Origin of the sequence: Alteromonas sp. AO-Serp (assembly GCF_017849675.1) — a bacterium.
Classification (GTDB): domain Bacteria; phylum Pseudomonadota; class Gammaproteobacteria; order Enterobacterales; family Alteromonadaceae; genus Alteromonas; species Alteromonas macleodii.
Genome location: NZ_JAFLMX010000124.1, coordinates 1 through 17,336, shown reverse-complemented (window position 1 = coordinate 17,336; position 17,336 = coordinate 1). Strand labels below are relative to the sequence as shown.

Annotated in this window: 17 protein-coding genes; 10 read left to right on the top strand and 7 right to left on the bottom strand. The window is 44.7% G+C overall.

All coding sequences use genetic code 11. The annotated features are described in order from the left end of the window. The coding region (locus QVA83_RS09415) for a GatB/YqeY domain-containing protein (protein WP_287498396.1) at positions 1 to 284 on the bottom strand (284 nt) is incomplete at its 3' end. A 239-nt stretch (positions 285 to 523) separates the two neighbouring features. Continuing rightward, on the bottom strand, positions 524 to 739 hold the full coding sequence (rpsU, locus tag QVA83_RS09410) for a 30S ribosomal protein S21 (RefSeq protein WP_012517258.1): 216 nt from the start codon (positions 737 to 739) through the stop codon (positions 524 to 526). Positions 740 to 1,260: 521 nt separating this feature from the next. Between rpsU and tsaD the strand changes: the two genes are divergently transcribed. Together tsaD and QVA83_RS09400 are read left to right on the top strand one after the other, a co-directional pair. Beyond that, entirely contained in the window at positions 1,261 to 2,286 is a 1,026-nt protein-coding gene (gene tsaD, locus QVA83_RS09405; RefSeq protein ID WP_039224515.1) for a tRNA (adenosine(37)-N6)-threonylcarbamoyltransferase complex transferase subunit TsaD, read from the top strand. 192 nt (positions 2,287 to 2,478) lie between these two features. Then, positions 2,479 to 3,795, top strand: coding sequence for an alkaline phosphatase family protein (locus QVA83_RS09400; RefSeq protein WP_156077895.1), 1,317 nt, complete (start codon positions 2,479 to 2,481; stop codon positions 3,793 to 3,795). Here the strand turns inward: QVA83_RS09400 and plsY are convergent. Next, positions 3,785 to 4,387, bottom strand: coding sequence for a glycerol-3-phosphate 1-O-acyltransferase PlsY (gene plsY, locus QVA83_RS09395; protein WP_014948270.1), 603 nt, complete (start codon positions 4,385 to 4,387; stop codon positions 3,785 to 3,787). The genes QVA83_RS09400 and plsY overlap by 11 nt on opposite strands. Positions 4,388 to 4,668: 281 nt before the next feature. Here plsY and folB point away from each other — a divergent pair, with 281 nt between their 5' ends. The 4 genes from folB (at position 4,669) to QVA83_RS09375 (ending at position 6,873) form a co-directional block, all read left to right on the top strand. Next, positions 4,669 to 5,022: a dihydroneopterin aldolase gene (gene folB, locus QVA83_RS09390; protein WP_014948271.1), complete on the top strand. Its 354-nt coding sequence runs from the start codon at positions 4,669 to 4,671 to the stop codon at positions 5,020 to 5,022. After that, entirely contained in the window at positions 5,022 to 5,516 is a 495-nt protein-coding gene (gene folK / locus QVA83_RS09385) for a 2-amino-4-hydroxy-6-hydroxymethyldihydropteridine diphosphokinase (RefSeq protein WP_069943754.1), read from the top strand. Before folB ends, folK begins: the two co-directional genes overlap by 1 nt. Before the next feature lie 8 nt (positions 5,517 to 5,524). Further along, positions 5,525 to 6,325: an undecaprenyl-diphosphate phosphatase gene (locus QVA83_RS09380; protein ID WP_014948273.1), complete on the top strand. Its 801-nt coding sequence runs from the start codon at positions 5,525 to 5,527 to the stop codon at positions 6,323 to 6,325. A 176-nt stretch (positions 6,326 to 6,501) separates the two neighbouring features. After that, positions 6,502 to 6,873, top strand: coding sequence for a histidine triad nucleotide-binding protein (locus tag QVA83_RS09375; protein ID WP_014948274.1), 372 nt, complete (start codon positions 6,502 to 6,504; stop codon positions 6,871 to 6,873). An 81-nt stretch (positions 6,874 to 6,954) separates the two neighbouring features. Here QVA83_RS09375 and QVA83_RS09370 read toward each other — a convergent pair whose 3' ends face one another. Next, positions 6,955 to 8,649, bottom strand: coding sequence for a dipeptidyl-peptidase 3 family protein (locus QVA83_RS09370; RefSeq protein ID WP_069943755.1), 1,695 nt, complete (start codon positions 8,647 to 8,649; stop codon positions 6,955 to 6,957). Positions 8,650 to 9,098: 449 nt separating this feature from the next. On the opposite strand from QVA83_RS09370, the gene QVA83_RS09365 reads away from it, so the two are divergent. Then, positions 9,099 to 9,935 carry an HDOD domain-containing protein gene (locus QVA83_RS09365; RefSeq protein ID WP_014948276.1) on the top strand — a complete coding sequence of 279 codons (837 nt, stop codon included), beginning with the start codon at positions 9,099 to 9,101 and terminating at the stop codon, positions 9,933 to 9,935. A 126-nt stretch (positions 9,936 to 10,061) separates the two neighbouring features. Here the strand turns inward: QVA83_RS09365 and QVA83_RS09360 are convergent, their stop codons facing one another. Then, the gene (locus QVA83_RS09360) at positions 10,062 to 11,252 is read right to left on the bottom strand and encodes a benzoate/H(+) symporter BenE family transporter (protein WP_039224520.1); all 1,191 of its coding nucleotides are present in this window, start codon (positions 11,250 to 11,252) and stop codon (positions 10,062 to 10,064) included. 186 nt (positions 11,253 to 11,438) lie between these two features. Here QVA83_RS09360 and QVA83_RS09355 point away from each other — a divergent pair, with 186 nt between their 5' ends. Continuing rightward, on the top strand, positions 11,439 to 12,002 hold the full coding sequence (locus QVA83_RS09355; protein WP_014948278.1) for a helix-turn-helix domain-containing protein: 564 nt from the start codon (positions 11,439 to 11,441) through the stop codon (positions 12,000 to 12,002). Positions 12,003 to 12,207: 205 nt separating this feature from the next. Here the strand turns inward: QVA83_RS09355 and rdgC are convergent, their stop codons facing one another. Both rdgC and QVA83_RS09345 read right to left on the bottom strand, forming a co-directional pair. Beyond that, a complete protein-coding gene (gene rdgC / locus QVA83_RS09350) occupies positions 12,208 to 13,119 on the bottom strand; it encodes a recombination-associated protein RdgC (protein WP_156077906.1) in 912 nt (303 codons plus the stop codon). 117 nt (positions 13,120 to 13,236) lie between these two features. Further along, positions 13,237 to 14,967 (bottom strand): sensor histidine kinase, encoded by a 1,731-nt coding sequence (locus tag QVA83_RS09345; RefSeq protein ID WP_039224522.1) that lies wholly within the window; start codon positions 14,965 to 14,967, stop codon positions 13,237 to 13,239. Between the two features lie 254 nt (positions 14,968 to 15,221). Here QVA83_RS09345 and phoB point away from each other — a divergent pair, with 254 nt between their 5' ends. Then, positions 15,222 to 15,911 (top strand): phosphate regulon transcriptional regulator PhoB, encoded by a 690-nt coding sequence (gene phoB / locus QVA83_RS09340; RefSeq protein ID WP_014948281.1) that lies wholly within the window; start codon positions 15,222 to 15,224, stop codon positions 15,909 to 15,911. Positions 15,912 to 16,011: 100 nt separating this feature from the next. Next, positions 16,012 to 17,313, top strand: coding sequence for a phosphate regulon sensor histidine kinase PhoR (gene phoR / locus QVA83_RS09335; RefSeq protein WP_239300153.1), 1,302 nt, complete (start codon positions 16,012 to 16,014; stop codon positions 17,311 to 17,313). Positions 17,314 to 17,336 lie beyond the last annotated feature (23 nt).

The window sequence follows — 17,336 nt, the reverse complement described above, 5'->3', positions numbered from 1 at the left end:
GTCAAAGGCTGGGGTAAGAAATCTTCAATGTAAGTGATTTCTTCACGCTCTTTGCTAGCTAGGTCGTCGCGGTTTGCTGCGTCATATTGTGCAGCCGCGTCTTGGCGCTGCTTAACCATTTTGGTTAGTACTGCTAAGATTGCGCTGTCGTCTAGCGTAATTTGTTCATCGATTTCTTTTTGCTTAATGGCTGCCATTGCCATACGAATAGTACCAAGACGTACTTTTTCTTTTGCACGCATCGCATCTTTTTGCGCTGCTTTTAGATCATCAATTAGTGCCATGATGTTTCCTGATTTTTTATTAGTAGATTGAGCTTATATCAATCCGCATAGATCATTGCCCACTCAGAAGATAATGATCTATGCGGACTGGTATTATTAAGCCCCAGGTTGAAAATCAAATGCAACCATTTGAAAAGGAAAAAATGGAGTCGATAAGAATAAGGCCAAAAAATAGAGGCCCAGAAACGCGAAAGGTGCTGCAATTGCAACACCTTTCAGACTCGTTACTTAACCCTATATTAGTAGAGTTTTACGCGACGTGCGTTTTCACGAGCTAGCTTCTTAAGATGACGCTTCTTAGCGGCAGCTTTCTTGCGCTTGCGTTCCCAAGTTGGCTTTTCGAAGAATTCACGACGACGAACTTCAGAAAGAACACCTGCTTTTTCACAAGAACGCTTAAAACGACGCAGCGCCACATCAAACGGCTCGTTTTCTCTAACTTTAACGATAGGCATTAAACACTCACCTCAAAACTTTTACTGTGTAAATCCGGGTAAAATTGTGCGCTAAAAAGGCCACCCGGGTTAAAAATGGTGCGAAATTCTAATCATATCTACAGAGAAAGTAAAGGATGAATTGCCAAAAAATAGCCAATATTGTGCATTTACCGTTCATTTACCTGTTCACTGGCATTCCATGAATGCAGGATTAAAGGTAAACTCTGCGCTCGTTAAGCACCGTGTTGTTTAACTCGGCTTGTATAAGCGCCCTTTTCAGAATGTTTTCTTGCTCAATTCCCTTTTGAAAAATGAGTGATCAAAAGTGTGGAATCAGATGATCCTGACTAGGGTAGTGTTATGATCGCGGCGGGATCATAAAGATGATCGCATCAGATCGCCAGAATTATTTTCTCAGTTTTTGATATTTGCTTAGTCATTATGGTTCTCAACAATTGTGTGAACACGTGTTGTGATAAAAAGGCGACAGCAAATCCAAAAACGAAGCATTGAAGTTAGTAGTAAAAGGGTTACTCCCCATGCGTATTTTAGGAATAGAAACATCTTGTGACGAAACTGGCATCGCCGTTTACGACGATGAAAAAGGGTTGCTGTCGCACGAACTATATAGCCAAGTAAAGCTGCACGCAGACTACGGTGGTGTTGTGCCTGAACTTGCGTCACGGGATCACGTGAGAAAGATCATTCCTTTAATTGAAAAGGCTATGGAAGACGCTAACACCCAACCATCAGAGATCGACGGCGTTGCTTTTACCCAAGGCCCCGGTTTAGTGGGCGCATTGTTAGTGGGTTCGTCTGTCGGGCGTTCATTGGCCTACGCGTGGAATGTGCCTGCAGTGGGCGTTCATCATATGGAAGGGCACTTATTAGCGCCTATGCTTGAAGACGACGCACCTGAATTTCCTTTCGTTGCTTTATTGGTTTCAGGTGGCCACTCAATGCTAGTTAAAGTCGAAGGCATTGGTCAATATGAAGTACTTGGTGAGTCTATTGATGATGCCGCTGGTGAAGCCTTTGACAAAACCGCCAAGTTACTTGGCCTTGATTACCCAGGCGGCCCTCTTTTAGCAAGATTGGCTGAAAAGGGAGAAGCGGGACACTATAAGTTTCCTCGCCCGATGACCGACAGGCCAGGACTAGATTTCAGTTTCAGTGGTTTAAAGACCTTTGCGGCGAACACCATTCGCGATGCTGACCTAACCGGTGGTGATGCTGAGCAAATAAAAGCGAATATTGCCTACGCGTTTCAAGAAGCCGTCGTTGATACGCTTATCATAAAATGTAAGCGAGCATTAAAGCAGACTGGTATGAAGCGTTTGGTTATTGCTGGCGGCGTAAGTGCAAATACAATGTTGCGCAGTGAGATGAAAGCCCTGATGCAAGAGCTAAAAGGTGAGGTGTTTTATCCTAGCTTAGCGTATTGTACAGACAATGGTGCCATGATTGCCTATGCGGGCATGCAGCGCTTGAAAGCTGGGGAAACCTTGGCCTTGTCTTCACAAGCCAAGCCGCGCTGGCCCCTTGATACTTTATCGGCGATTTAGGTATTCATAAAAAACCGGTAATTAGGCGCCACACCTCGTTGTAAACGCTACTATGTCTTCCCTAAGTTCACTGGGGAAATATTGAGCATAGCAAGCAGGTAAAACAAAAAAGCATAAATAAAAGGCAATGGGAGCGCATTCCATTGCCTTTTGTTTTACTAAAATGAACATTGAGTAAGGACGTTAAACACCATGCTCTTAGCAACAGACGGAACAAAACAAAATGCACCGCTATTCTATTTAGCATTGTCGTTATTTATTTCGCTTACCTTTGCAGCGCTCACTGCGTCCAATGCATTTGCATCAAGCAAAGCACCCTTGAATGACTTTGTAAAAGGCCTGAAGCAAGAGCAGCAAGATCAGTATGTCGTGCTCATTTCTCTTGATGGATTTCGCCACGACTATATCGAATTACACAACGCGCAACACCTTGGTGCTATTGCAAAGAAAGGGGTAAGAGCGTCGTCTATGACCCCTGTTTATCCTTCAAATACCTTTCCCAACCATATTTCACTGATCACTGGGTTATTACCGAAACACCACGGCATCGTGAACAATCGATTTTTTGATAAGTCTCGCCCAACGAAAGAAGGCTACGCGCAGTACAAGCTGGGTTTCGGCGGCATGGACAGCACGTGGATTACGGCAACGCCGCTATGGAACTTAGTGGAATATCATGGCATGAAGGCAGCTACCTTCTTCTGGCCAGAGTCTGATTCACGCATATCAGGTACCTTGCCTAGCTACTTCTATCACTACTCTAAATACGCCGATTACCAGCAGCGGGTAGATCAAATTATAACTTGGTTGAAACTGCCTGAGGTGTCGCGCCCTCGCTTTATTGCGGGTTATTTCTCGCTTACCGATTCGGTTGGACATGATGAAGGACCTTTTGCCGACAAAACCAATGATGCGGTGCAGGAAGTGGATGCGCTTATTGGTCAACTTTATGAACGCATTAACGCATTAGATTTGCCGGTAAACTTGGTAGTGGTGTCGGATCACGGCATGACACCCATTGATGAAGGTCAGCTTATAGAAGTTGAGTCTTTATCTATACCTGATAGCTTCATTATTGAAAATGAGGGAGCGCAAGTTCATCTTTACGCCAAAGTGGGCGTGAACGATAAACAAATCACCGAAGAAACAGAACGTCTTACCCATATAGCCGAAAACCGTTATATTGTGCTCAATGATACCCAGCGCGCTGAGCGACATATGGAAGTGGGAAATAGAACTGGCGATATTATTATTGAGATAGCCCCGCCAGCACGCTTTAAAAACGCCAACAGCATGCATATTAGTAAAGGTGGGCATGGCTACATGAACACGCTGCCTGATATGGGGGCGACGTTTGTAGCAGTGGGACCTGCGTTTAAAACGAATACCACCCTACCTGTGTTTAGCAACCTGGAGGTTTATCCTGCGTTGGCCAAAATACTTGGCATTGCGCCGGTTACGCCGATAGATGGTAAGTTAGATGTGCTGGAAAAGGCGCTTACTCTTTAACTTTTCCCTTATCCCATACTTTACTTTCATTGCCCGCTAAAAGACGGGCAATGTTGTCTTTGTGGCGTAGAATGATAAGCAGCGAAAGCATTGCCACGGGCACGGTATATAAAGGCTTAATCAAAAATGTAAATAACGGCGCAAGAGATACTGCGATAAGCGCGCCTAATGAAGAATAGCCCGTAAGAAACACCACTACTACCCAACTCAAAATAAGCAAACCTGCTAAATCGAGGCCTATAGGGAGCATAGCGCCAAACGCAGTGGCGACGGCTTTTCCACCTTTGAAACCAAAATAGAGCGGAAAGATATGCCCCAAGCACGCGAAAATAGCAATGACGCCTAACATGATTGGCTCTATGCCCAGAAAGTAACTGCCGTAAACGGGAATAGTGCCTTTTAGTATGTCCATGACAAGCACGAGGAGTGCTGGAACACGACCGCCCAGTCGATACACATTGGTAGCACCTGGGTTTTTAGAGCCGGCGGTTCGTGGGTCTGGTAAACCAAACAGCTGGCTTATAACCACAGCACTTGAAAGTGAACCGAAAAGATAGGCAACAGCGATCATCAAAAGAGTTAGCGAAATCATTTTGTCATTCTAATTATTAAAAATATTGCCTTTTATTACGTTAAATTTGGTGTGTGCAAGTTCAATGGGCTTTAGTCGCATTAAATTGTGAAACCTTGGTTGCTCCCAGTTGTCATACAGCGGTATAGTTGTGCCACACAAGCGTAAAGCTACTCCATCCAAACGCGATATACCACCGTTTACCAGCAATATGTGGGTGAAAGCGCAGTAGTAAGACCAGTAGTAGGGCTAATAAAAACGGCGATAAACTGGTTTGATAACAGTACAAGATGAAAAATTCCATGGGAAAAATTTATATAACAGGGCTTGAAGTAGACACCCTGATTGGTGTTTATGATTGGGAGCGAGTAAGAACCACCCAGCTACTTCTTGATGTAACACTTGATGTTGATTTAAGCGCTGCGATGCAAAGCGACGATGTTGCAGACACTGTAGACTATGCAAAAGTGGCAGAGTGTATTGTAGAAGTAGGCAAAGAAAGCACATTTGAGCTACTTGAAGCTCTAGGTAATAAAGTGATGGACGCCGTTCTTGATAATTTCACCGTTGCGTCAATAACGCTTAAAATTGTTAAGCCTAATATCCTTCCCAATGCGCAAACGGTCGCTGTTGAAATGCGTAAAGAGCGCAATTAATGTCACAACACACCATCTTAATCAGCATTGGCTCTAATATTGAACGTGAGCATTACACCAAGCAATCTTTAGTTGCCCTGAAACAGCACTTCTCTGATGTTACAGTGTCCTCGGTCTACGAGAGCGAAGCGGTGGGCTTCAATGGAAGCCCTTTTTATAACGCCGCTGCTCGGGCGACGACGTCAAAAAGTATTGAGGAAGTGTGCGCAATTCTTAAAGCCATTGAAAAAGACAATGGCAGGGTGCATACAGACAAAAAATTCTGTGCCAGAACCCTTGATCTCGACTTGCTTACCTATGATAGTAAGGTGACCACAACCCCTGTGGTTTTACCTCGCGAAGAGATTTGCTACAACGCGTTTGTGCTTTGGCCGTTAGCTGAACTTGTTCCCAACGACATTCACCCTGAAACGCAAGAAACCTATGCCAAAATGTGGCAAAACTTTGATAAACAGAAACAGCAATTATGGCCGATTGACTTTACTTGGAGTTAAGCAAAGGAATGACACTTTTTGAAATTATTATTTTAGCAATTATTCAGGGCGTTACTGAATTTCTTCCTATCAGCAGCTCTGGACACTTGTTGTTGCCCGCTGAACTTTTTGGTTGGGTAAGTCAGGGCTTAGCGTTTGATGTCGCCGTTCATGTGGGAAGCCTGCTTGCGGTTATGATCTATTTTCGTCAAGAAATCGCTCAGATGACCGTAGCTTGGGTAACACAAGGGTTTAGCAAACAACAATCTACCGACAGTAAGCTTGCTTGGTACGTTATTGTGGCAACTATTCCAGCGGTTATTATTGGCTTTTTAATGAAAGGCTGGATAGAAGAAAACGCACGTACGGCGCTGGTAATAGCGGGTACCACTATTATTTTTGGTTTGCTGCTATGGTACGCCGATGCCACTGCAAAACGCGAACAAGAGCTTGAAGGACTGACACTTAAGCAAGCCATCTATATCGGGTTAGCCCAAGTATTGGCACTCATTCCTGGTACATCTCGCTCAGGTATTACGATGACCGCAGGTTTGATGTTAGGCCTTAAGCGCGAAGCGTGTGCACGCTTTTCCTTTTTGCTGTCTATTCCAGTTATTTTAGGCGCGGGGCTTTTAGCCACTCTCGACCTGCTTAATGCCAACGAAGCGGTAGACTGGTATGCGTTGCTTTATGGCGCGGCGTTTTCATTCGTAAGCGCCTACCTTTGTATCTATTTGTTCCTAAGCTGGATATCGCGTATCGGCATGCTGCCTTTTGTTATCTATCGCTTGGCGTTGGGCGTAATACTACTGTGGTTTGTTTTCGCTTAAGTAAAGAAAAAGGGCGCTATTCTTCGTATGAGGGGTCTTCGTATGAGGGGGTTATTCGCATGAGAATGTGCCCCAGCGCCGCACAAAAGCACTTAATTTTTAATTATGTTCGCAGGCAAATGTTTTAACACCGCTAACATAATTGGTAATCACCTAATTGGTAAGGGAAGTGAGATATGGCAGAAACAATATTTGACAAAATCATCAGCAAGGAAATTCCAGCGGACATATTGTACGAAGATGAATTGGCGCTGGCGTTTAAAGATATAAACCCTCAGGCACCGACTCACTTTCTGGTTATTCCGAAAAAGCAAATTGCAACGGTAAATGATATAGCCGAAGAAGATCGCGAGGTGGTGGGGCACTTGTCATTTGTTGCAGCAAAAATTGCAAAGGAGCAAGGGTTTGCTGACCAAGGCTTTCGTACGGTAATGAACTGTAATGAATACGGTGGTCAAACGGTATATCACATTCACCTTCACGTGTTGGCAGGCAAACCGCTAGGCTGGCCTCCTTACACTGAAAATATGAAGCAACACGTAGAATAGCGTGTAAAGTTAAGAATACAAAAATGCCGCCCTAGATGTTATCTCAGGGCGGCATTTTTATTTAATGAGTACAGTGCTTACTTAGTTAGCAAGCCCCAGTACTTTCTTACCTTGGTTGAAGTGAATATCAACTGGAATGCTCGCTGCCTCTAGGCGCGCTAAATCTGAAGCAAGATCGGGTTTAATTACACCCATAGTTTCTACTAGCTTCTCCACGCCATCGTAATCGCCGTCACCTTGTAATGTAAGGATTAGTTCAGATAGTGCTTCTACTGCGGCGCCCATCTTCTCCATATTTACGCGATACATGCCGTCTTCTGTTTTCTCGAAGGCGCCTTGCTGGGCAAAGAAGTTAAAGCGGATCATGTTCGCTTTTCCGTGTGCAGAACTTGCGCCGAAACGCACAGAACGGAAAATGCCAGCCATAAAGGTAACGTAATAATCTTCTAGTGTACCTTCAGTGATTTCACCTTTTTCAAGAAGACTTTGTACCATGTACAAACCTAGAATATCCGCTTTGCCTTCTTCAAGAGCTGACGCATGCTCTTTAAGTGCTCCGCGCACAGTCCCTGAACCATCTAGGGTGTTCTTAATCCCTAAACCGTGTGCCACTTCATGAAACATGGTGTTCGCGAAAAAGGCGTCGAACGTAATGTGTTCACGTTGCTCTAGTACAATTAACGTATCCGCAATAGGCACTAAAATAGTATCGAACTTTGCACGCATTGCGTTTTTAAGCTGCAGACGGCGGGTACCTTTTTCTAGCTGTACTCGCTCGTCATTGGGCAAGTTAATTGCAATGGTCTTACTGCCAGCATTAGAGTGGCCTGCATAATAAATAACATCATAAGCGTTAAGGTCTGCATCAGAACCTGGCATTTCCGCTTTATATGCCTCAGCAACCGGAAGACCTTGCTGTAATTCAGGTAAGAAGGCCGCGTATTTAGCTAGCTTTTCACTCCATGCTAAATCTTTAATAAGTACATAGGCTTCAAACGCTGCGCGATAGCCAAAGAGTTGATCTTCGTAGCTTTCGATAGGTCCAATAACCAGCTCAACAGGATTGGTCTTCATATCCATCCACGCCATGTCAGAAGCCAGGTAGTCGTTTGATAGTAGGGCTTCAGAACGCAGCTGCAAATATTGTTTAAAGCTCTCATCTTCAGCAAGCTCTGACGCTTTTTTAAGTAAGTCAGACGCCTTCATTAATTCGCTTTTAAAGGCTTCAGAATAAGGCACCGAATAAAGGTTGCCCGCTTCATCGCGCTTCACCATGGAATAAAGGCCTTGTTTGTCGCCAAAATCTGCCGTGGCAAATTCCTCTTTTTCCATATCATGGGGGTAGAACTCAGCGCCCAGCGCTTTGTCTTCATAGCCACTTAAAAAAGGCGTATCGCCATTTAAACGATCCCAAGGGCCATAGTTGATCGCTGCAAAGTGACGGACCTTTTCGTCGCTAATTGATGACAGAAATGCATCTTTATCTTCAAAGAACGCTTGTTTCCAGAACAAGTCGTCCATGATTTTCGATGCATCAATTAACAGTGAAAGCATTTTGTGTTGATTGTCACTCAGGTGTGACAAATCGCTGGTAAGATCTACGCCGTGATAAATAGACAAGCGAGACTCATCAACAAGTAAGGTTTGCTCGGAAGCGGTTTCAGGCTTTGCTGTCTGAGTTGGTGTTGTATCGGCGCTTTTGCTGCACGCGGTCAGCATAAATAAACCCGCTACTGCAGCTGCAATAGGAGAATAAGTTGTAATTGTTTTTTTCATAATGACTCTTACCGTGTGGTTTAACCGCATTGATTTACAGTATGCGGGGCGGTGAATAGATAGCTCACTATAGCTATGCTTTTGATTTAATACAAAAGTATGAAAAATATTTGCTTAATATCAATAGTGGTTTGCTACCAGTTGACTATACTTTAAAAAAAGCTCTGGTGGTTCTACCGTTGCTAATAATTCGCATCGACACTGTATTTTTTTAGTTGGTCGAAACTAAAGAGCTACTATAGTATGGTGATAGAAATACCATAATAAAACAATAAACGGTTTGTATTTTAGCGTGAAGCATAGAGGCCTATGTAAGTTAACGCACGGAATGCAACGCACAAACATCGAATCTATTTTAGTCATCAGTTTTGCTGGTGGTCGAGATGATTAACTGGTAAAGCAACCTATCGCCTTCACGAGGCTATTTGGAACTTTCTAAGGGTAGAAATATGTCTACACAGAACGCGCTTTCAACCATTTTGGTTGAAAAAATTAACAATGACACACTCGTCCTTCCCACGCTTCCTGCTATTGCATTGAAAGTCCGCAAAGCGGCAGACGATCCCGATATTAACTTAAACGCGATGGGTGATGTGATTGGTCAAGATCCATCACTTAGCGCAAGAATGATCAAAATTGCGAACAGTGCTTATATGGGACGTAGCGTAAAAGTTACTTCTATCAGCCAAGCGGTTACACGAATTGGTTTACGCCAAATTAAAAACATCTCTACTGCACTCGCTATGGAGCAATTATTCGTCTCTAAAAACGATGTAGTTGCACGCTATTTACAGCAAGAGTGGGCAAATACAGTTAATATCGTGGCTAACTCTATGGCGGTGCTTCAGCTTTACATAGCGCGCACCAAAAAGCGTGAAATGAGCATGGATACCATGACACTAGCGGCACTGGTTCACAACATTGGTGTTCTGCCTATTTTGACCGAGGCTGAGCGTCACCCTGAAGTCTTTGCGAACCCTTCATTCCTTGAAGTGGCAATCGATAAATTAGCTGGCCGTATTGGTGCAAGCATTATGACAGAGTGGGGCTTCGGAGAAACCTTCGTTAACGTTTCAAAAAATTGGAAAGACCTAAGCTACATGCCAGAAGAGTTAACCTACATTGATTTCGTTCGTGTTGGCGCTGCAGTCTCAGGTGCGGTAGACAGTCAAAAAGATGCGATCTTAAACTTAGCTATTCAGCGCGGTGTGGTTGAAGATATGGGCGAGCTTCACTCTGATGAGTTTGAAGAGCTTGCAAGCGCAGCGAAGCAGATCTTCTTGTAAGTGTTTTAAGCTAAAAAATACTGCAAAGGCCGGTACTGAAGCATAACTTCAGTACCGGCCTTTTCGTTATGAAAAGCTGAAAAATGGAAAGCTGACAATGAAACAGCATAAAGCAAACAAATGCTGCTACGCGCTAACAGGCTTCTTTTGAACGTAAAGCAGCAATAAACCTAACCCTAATCCCCACACCGCTGAAGTCATGGAATATAAACTAAATCCTGACGCCGTACACAGCATGGTAAGCAACGCAGGAGCCCTGTGGTGCTCTACTTCCATGGCGCGAACCACCGCTCCTTGCAGCGTAGCTAATAGGGCTAGTCCAGCAAGCAGATGAATAATGATACTGGGCATACTCACAAATAGCGCAACGACCACAGACGCTAATAACCCCATGAACAAATACGCCACCCCCGCTGCTATAGCGGCTTTATAGCGCTGCGACTTTTCATCATCCGCTTGCTCGCCCATGCATAGCGCTGCTGTTATCGCCGCTAAGTTAAAGGTAAAACCACCGAAAGGTGCTAATAAGGCTTGAACAATGGCAATGCCTGACAAAATGGGTTTGTGGTCGGGCGTATAGCCATGGGCGTGATGAATAGCTATGCCTGGCAAGTTTTGAGAAAGCGTGGTGATAAGAAAAAGGGGAAATGCTAATCCAATGGCAGCACTCAGTGAGAAAGTGGGCGTTACCCAAATAGGCTCGGGCAGGGTGAATATTGATGGCAGCCCTGGTGAGTCGCTTGATAGAGCAACCACACCATCTGCACTACTCATAAACAAGCTAATGGTCACCGACATGACCAGCAACAACAGCATAAGATAGCGGGGAAATAGTCGGCTTCCTACTAAATAAGCCGCGATAAATAACGCAACTAAGTACGGTGCGTCATTAACATCACTGAATATCGCAAGGCATATAGGTAAGAGAATGCCGGCCAAAAGCGCCGATGAGATTGCAGGGGGAATCCGACTTATTTGTTTGAGCAGGCTACGGCTTTGCGCAGTTACAAGAGAAAGCAAGGCACATAGTATAAATGCACCAATGGCTTCACTTAAACGGTAGTCACCGATACTGGTTAACAAAAAGGCCGCGCCAGGGGTAGACCAAGCGGTAACAACGGGCAGTTTGGATAGCCACGAAAACAGAATGCAGGTAATGCCCATACCGAGCCCAAGCGCCAACAACCAACTCACTACCATGTCGTCGCTGGCGCCGGCTTTACGCGCTACATCAATGATAATGACAACAGAACTACTGTAACCTACTGTAACCGCGGTTAGCCCTGCGCTGATATGACTTAACTTCCACTTGCTCATGAAAACCCTCGTGATGGAATTTCGATTTGGAATCGACCGAGCGATGAAACACGCTTTTAGTGTCTATCGAATGTGCTACTCTACCTTTTTGTGCGCTATAACGTACAATAGTTAACTTAACATCTGTGCGTTATAGCGCACAACTGGTTTATTAAACTCAGCGTCAAAATAAAAGGCCTTCATTACATGACAAAAGCAAATGCGCAGCCTTCTGCTATTTCAAGAAGTATTGCACACCACCTGCAGTCTGTTCGTAAAGCTCGGGGGCTTTCCCTTGATAAAACCGCGCAGTTGACGGGAGTGTCTAAAGCCATGTTGGGGCAAATAGAACGAGGCGAGTCTAGCCCCACAATCGCTACCTTGTGGAAGATAGCAACTGGTCTTGCGTGTTCTTTTTCTTCTTTCTTGTCAGGTGATGAAACCGCACCTACGTCCCAACATGCCGACAACAAGTTCGCTAACGACCCAAACGTAACCATAAAAACGCTATTTCCGTTTAACTCAGCCACCCAGTTTGAAATGTTTGAACTATGCTTAACGGACTTTCATGAGCAGCACTCTTCGGCGCATCAAATAGGCGTCACCGAACATATTCACGTACTACAAGGAAAGTTAGGGGTTTTGCAAGATGGTCAATGGCAAACCTATCAAGCGCAAGAGCAGTGTATATTACGCGCAGACCAGCCCCACGGTTATCGAGATGAAGTAGGAGAAACGCGCTTTATTGTGGTTATTCACTATCCAACTTAAAGCGGTTGGGCAACTTTCTTGCAAAAGCTAGGAAAAAGGCTAGGAAAAAAGCTAAGAAGTATTTGCGCTAAATGACGGTTGCCAGTTCAAACAAGCAAGTTAATTAACAGGACTTAATAAAAAGCCTAACTACCCCAAGGTGATTAGGCTTTTCGATAGCGCTAGGCTATCTTTTTCATCGGCTTAATATTTATTTGCCATAAGTTTATAAACTATCGTCGTTAAGATTAAGCGCACCACGAAGGAAGTTAAGCAGTGTACAAATTTCGGCTGACATAAGCGCGAACTCTGCATCAAGGCGAGCTTCAACCTGATCTTTTGGCACATCGTCAGTTTCTTCTTTAATGCGATCGGTGAACTTAACACGTTTAATGGCGCCATCCTCACACATAATAGCCGTCAACGTCTCTGCATATTCGAATGCAACCTTTTGAACCAGCTTACCGGCATCCAAATGAATACTAATTTCTTCGCTGTCTAGCGGCTGGTTCTTACAACGAATAACGCTGCCAGTGTCATCGGTAGATTTAAGCTCAGCTTCTTCAAGTAGACCTACACCTTCTGGTGTTGACTCAGTAACCCAGTGCGTAAGCTCGCTTTGAAGGCTTCTGCGCGTAAATGGCACTACTGGAAGTGAGCCTATGGCTTTTCTTACCATGGCCAAAAAGGCTTCGGCTTTGCCATCAGATGATGCGTCAACTACGACTAAGTTGTCAGCAAGCGAAATAAAGCCGTGAGTGTAGGTGTTTTTTGTAAATGCCTGGGGCAGCAAACGGGTTTGAATTTCTTGTTTAAGATCTGCTTTGGCTTTTTTACCAACTGGCGAACCGGTTTCCATTTCAATTTTGGCCACCATTTCGTCAAACTCGGCATTTACCACTGCGCCGGGCAAGATCTTTTCCTGTTTCTTTAGGGTTATCCAAAAACGCTGTTGAACAACATGGAACATGGTGCCTTGCTTACCCGCCTGAGAAAACGGAGAGGCGAACCCCATGGTTGCTAAGTCCTGGCTACCGCACGGGCGAAAAGCGTGTTCGTTAAGGGCACGTTCTAAATCGCCCTCGTCTAGCGATAACGGCTGAGTAATTTGATAGGCTTTTACATTTTTAAACCACATAGTGTAAGCATTCTCTTGATAAAAATAGGGCGCAAGCCTACCAACGTAAGACTCGCGGTGCAATTGAATAAAAGGCCCTAGAAAGCGGGCACCTTAGATTGATAGTGGCAAGAAAGGTTAAGCACTCTTTTTCGGAAAACGAATGGTGTACTGTAAGCCGTTGCCAAGCGTACTGTCGGCCTCTATATGCCCATGCAGTGACTGTGTAACTAGGTTGTACATAATATGTGTGCCTAGACCGCTACCACCTTCTCCGCGTTTGGTAGTAAAGAAGGCATCAAACAACTTACTGAGCTCTTCTTCGCTTAAACCTTTTCCGTCATCTTGGTAGTGGATCACAACATTATCACCATCTTCTTTTACATCTAGTGTTACAGAGCCGGCCGCTTTGCCTTCAAAGCCGTGCGTAATTGAGTTAACCACCATATTGGTAACGATTTGAGCGATGGCGCCAGGTGCACAGGTCACAACTAAATTGTCGGGGCAGGATACGTTAATTTGATGTTCAGTATGCTTAAAACTTGGCTTAAGTGACTGAATAATTTCGTTAATATAGTCGCCCAACACAAATTCGCGCTCGGTTTCACTGGTCTGGTCAACGGCCACCTGTTTAAAGCTGGCGATAAGATCAGATGCGCGTTCTAGGTTACTTAAAAGTAATAGCGCAGTTTGTTCTGCTTCATCGATGAAGCTTGCCATGTTCTTACTGGTCAGGCTTTTATCTTCGAAGTCGGTCTTTAAATTGTTCAGTCGCTCTTGTAGAAAGCTGGCTGCGGTCACACTCACGCCCAATGGCGTGTTTACGTCATGCGCGATGCCGGCCACCAGACCGCCAAGCGACGCCATGCGCTCCGACTCGACTAATTGTTCTTGCGCTTGATGAAGTGTATCCATCGAACTGGCTAGCTCTTGGTTACGTTTGCGCAGTTCGGCTTCTATATACTGACGATTTTCGTTTTCTTGGCGAAGCTCTCGCTGGTGGGCAATAAGCTCGTCTTTTTGCTGCTCCAAGTCGAGCATGATCTGAGACAACGACGCTGTTTTCTTTGCCACTTCTTGTTCTAAAATCAGGTTTTGGTCGTCTAGCTTCTTATTGGCAAGAGTGAGTTCATTCTGCGCGTCTTTCAGCTTATTGTTTGAAATAATCAGGTCGTCAATAACGTGGTTGTAAGATTCCTTAAGCTGTAATAGCTCGTTGTCATCATCGAGCTTTATGCTGAGTTTGCTCTCTTCTGGGTGCTGAGGATCGAAATTACCCATTTGCTCGGTAATGGTTTGCAGCGGTTCAGAAAGCATGGTGCGAAATGCGGTCATGAACAAGAAGACCAGAAAGGTGGTTTTTACTAACGCGTTACCGATAAGAAAAAATACGCCCACTTCAATACGGCTAAAAATAGTATCAAAGCTAGAATACAAGGTAACGTCGCCAACCGTAGATTCGCGACCTGAGAATTTAAATACTAGTGGGAAGCTGTAGCTAAATACGCCGCCGGGATGATCTTCAATTATTTCACGGTCAACCGGAGCAGGAGAGCGCTGAGCACGGATGCCGTACTCGGCAATGTAGTTACCGTTTTCACCACGAACTTGAAGCCCTTCAACAATAGGCAATGACATAAGGCCTTCGGCGATGGCACGCACTTGGTCGTGGTTAAGTTCCCACAAAGCGCGGGTCAGGCTAGAAGAAAAGGTGTTTTTTAGCGTTTGAAGCTCGCCTTCAACGTGATTTTTCGTGCTGAGGTATTCTGTAAAGATCTGTCCTACCGTCACTAGCAGCGTGAGAGAAAAGTACACTGACAACACTCTGGCTAAGAGTTTCCTTGATAACCCTGTCTTGACCGCAGCCATCGATAAACACACCCCTGTTACATCAGACCTTTTAAATCACCGACAACGCTTGGTAGTTGCTCACCTTTGCAACAATAACAGTCGGTTTTATGTAATTTCAAGAATATGCGTAATCGTATGAATAAACAAGATTATGTATTTAAACTTTGGAACAAGCTTGTATTAAACTTGACACATAAATGTAATCGTTTTAATAAAACTGTCACAGACCACATTAATAATAACGGCGTTTAAAAATGAGCAGGAATATTACGATGTCTCGTACAGTGTTGGTGGTTGAGGACGAAGCGCCTATCCGTGAAATGCTTAAGTTTGTGCTTGAGCAATCTGGTTTTAACATTATTGAAGCCGAAGATTTCGACATCGCGCAAGAAAAAATTTGCGAACCTTACCCAGATTTAATCTTATTAGATTGGATGTTGCCGGGAGGAAGCGGTGTACAGCTAGCTAAAAGTTTAAAGCAGCACGAGTTTACTCGTGACATTCCCGTCATCATGCTTACAGCCCGTGGCGAGGAAGAAGACAAAATTCGCGGCCTGGATGCTGGCGCTGATGACTACGTTACTAAACCATTCTCGCCGAAAGAGCTTGTGGCAAGAATAAAAGCAGTGATGCGAAGAGTTACGCCTACATCAAGCGAGGAGCCCATTGAATTTAATGGTCTTAAACTTGAACCGGTATCACATCGCGTAATGGCGAATGAAGAACCGTTAGACATGGGGCCGACTGAATTTAAGTTGTTGCACTTCTTTATGACGCACCCAGAACGTGTCTATAGCCGAGAGCTACTGCTAGATAATGTTTGGGGAACCAATGTTTATGTAGAAGACAGAACGGTAGATGTACATATTCGACGTCTACGCAAAGCTATCTCTCGCCACGGACATGATGCTATGATCCAAACAGTACGCGGCGCGGGTTACCGTTTTTCTACTAAGCTGTAATAAATGTAGTGTTTAGGGAGTAACATAGTGTTATTCCCTTGATGCCGCTGCGCCATCTGGGCATACGCCCAATTCCACCTTTAACAACGCGAGCTATTTCATGTATTACCCGTTCTCTTGGTTGAGAAGTACATTGCGCTTAGTGCTATTCCTTGTGGTTTTTGCGCTAGTCGGGTGGTATCTAGATGATATGTTATTCGCCGTTGCTATTGGCGCAACCCTGCTACTGCTATTTAACTACTGGCATCTTTACAAGCTAAATCGCTGGTTATGGCATAGTCGTAAAATGTCTCCACCTACCGTGCGTGGCGTGTGGGAACATATTTATGAAGGGATTTATTACCTTCAGCGTCGTAACCGCAATAAGCGCAAAGAGCTTGGTGAATTGGTAAAGCGCTTTAGAGAGGGGTCTGAAGCCTTGCCTGATGCGGCGGTAGTGGTTGATGCTAAGGCCTGCATTATTTGGTGTAACCGCCTTGCTCGCTTGGATTTAGGGCTTAAATGGCCGCAAGACTCTGGGCGTCGAATCGACAACTTGTTGCGCCATCCGGAGTTTATTCAGTACTTTCATGCAGGGAATTATAAATACCCCATTGAAGTACCGTCACCTACCAACCCCAACAAAACCTTTGAATACCGGATTATGCCGTATGGCGATGAGCATTTGTTGCTGATTGCCCGTGACATAACGCGGGTGTCCCAGCTTGAAGAAATGCGTAAGGACTTTGTGGCAAATGTGTCTCATGAATTGCGTACACCGCTAACGGTCATTAACGGATACCTTGAAATTCTTCCTATTGATGAAGACTCCGATCCATTCATGCAAAAAGCGATGAAAGAAATGACATCGCAAACCCACCGTATGCAAAACTTGATAGAAGACTTGCTGGTGTTGTCGCGCATTGAAGCAAGTTCGGAACGCATCTACGAAAATGTTGTGAATATTCCTGTGGTCCTTGCGCAAGTGGAAAGAGAAGCGCAGGCGCTTAATAAAGAGAAAAACCACACAATAAACTTCCACATCGACAAAGAACTCTATGTTTTCGGTGTAGAGACCGAGCTTCGAAGTGCTTGCTCAAACCTAGTGTTTAATGCGGTGCACTACACACCTGCTGGTGGCGAAATTAATGTGTACTGGCGACGTAAACCCAATGGCGCGCAATTTTCTGTGGTAGATAACGGTGATGGTATTGAGCCAAATCATCTAAACCGCCTTACCGAGCGCTTTTATCGCGTGGATAAAGCGCGCTCTCGCAAAACCGGTGGCTCTGGCTTAGGCCTTTCCATTGTAAAACATGTACTAAGTCATCATAATTCCCGTTTAGATATAACCAGTGCATTGGGTGAGGGTAGCAATTTCTCGTTTGTGCTGGATAACGAGTTGATTGCAGAGCAACTGTAACCCCTGTCTCTTTATACACATCT

Excerpts from the sequence above, each read along its gene's own strand:
- rpsU (WP_012517258.1), bottom strand. The coding sequence starts at position 739 with ATGCCTATCGTTAAAGTTAGAGAAAACGAGCCGTTTGATGTGGCGCTG.
- tsaD (WP_039224515.1), top strand. The coding sequence starts at position 1,261 with ATGCGTATTTTAGGAATAGAAACATCTTGTGACGAAACTGGCATCGCC.
- QVA83_RS09400 (WP_156077895.1), top strand. The coding sequence starts at position 2,479 with ATGCTCTTAGCAACAGACGGAACAAAACAAAATGCACCGCTATTCTAT.
- plsY (WP_014948270.1), bottom strand. The coding sequence starts at position 4,387 with ATGATTTCGCTAACTCTTTTGATGATCGCTGTTGCCTATCTTTTCGGT.
- folB (WP_014948271.1), top strand. The coding sequence starts at position 4,669 with ATGGGAAAAATTTATATAACAGGGCTTGAAGTAGACACCCTGATTGGT.
- folK (WP_069943754.1), top strand. The coding sequence starts at position 5,022 with ATGTCACAACACACCATCTTAATCAGCATTGGCTCTAATATTGAACGT.
- QVA83_RS09380 (WP_014948273.1), top strand. The coding sequence starts at position 5,525 with ATGACACTTTTTGAAATTATTATTTTAGCAATTATTCAGGGCGTTACT.
- QVA83_RS09375 (WP_014948274.1), top strand. The coding sequence starts at position 6,502 with ATGGCAGAAACAATATTTGACAAAATCATCAGCAAGGAAATTCCAGCG.
- QVA83_RS09370 (WP_069943755.1), bottom strand. The coding sequence starts at position 8,649 with ATGAAAAAAACAATTACAACTTATTCTCCTATTGCAGCTGCAGTAGCG.
- QVA83_RS09365 (WP_014948276.1), top strand. The coding sequence starts at position 9,099 with ATGTCTACACAGAACGCGCTTTCAACCATTTTGGTTGAAAAAATTAAC.
- QVA83_RS09360 (WP_039224520.1), bottom strand. The coding sequence starts at position 11,252 with ATGAGCAAGTGGAAGTTAAGTCATATCAGCGCAGGGCTAACCGCGGTT.
- QVA83_RS09355 (WP_014948278.1), top strand. The coding sequence starts at position 11,439 with ATGACAAAAGCAAATGCGCAGCCTTCTGCTATTTCAAGAAGTATTGCA.
- rdgC (WP_156077906.1), bottom strand. The coding sequence starts at position 13,119 with ATGTGGTTTAAAAATGTAAAAGCCTATCAAATTACTCAGCCGTTATCG.
- QVA83_RS09345 (WP_039224522.1), bottom strand. The coding sequence starts at position 14,967 with ATGGCTGCGGTCAAGACAGGGTTATCAAGGAAACTCTTAGCCAGAGTG.
- phoB (WP_014948281.1), top strand. The coding sequence starts at position 15,222 with ATGTCTCGTACAGTGTTGGTGGTTGAGGACGAAGCGCCTATCCGTGAA.
- phoR (WP_239300153.1), top strand. The coding sequence starts at position 16,012 with ATGTATTACCCGTTCTCTTGGTTGAGAAGTACATTGCGCTTAGTGCTA.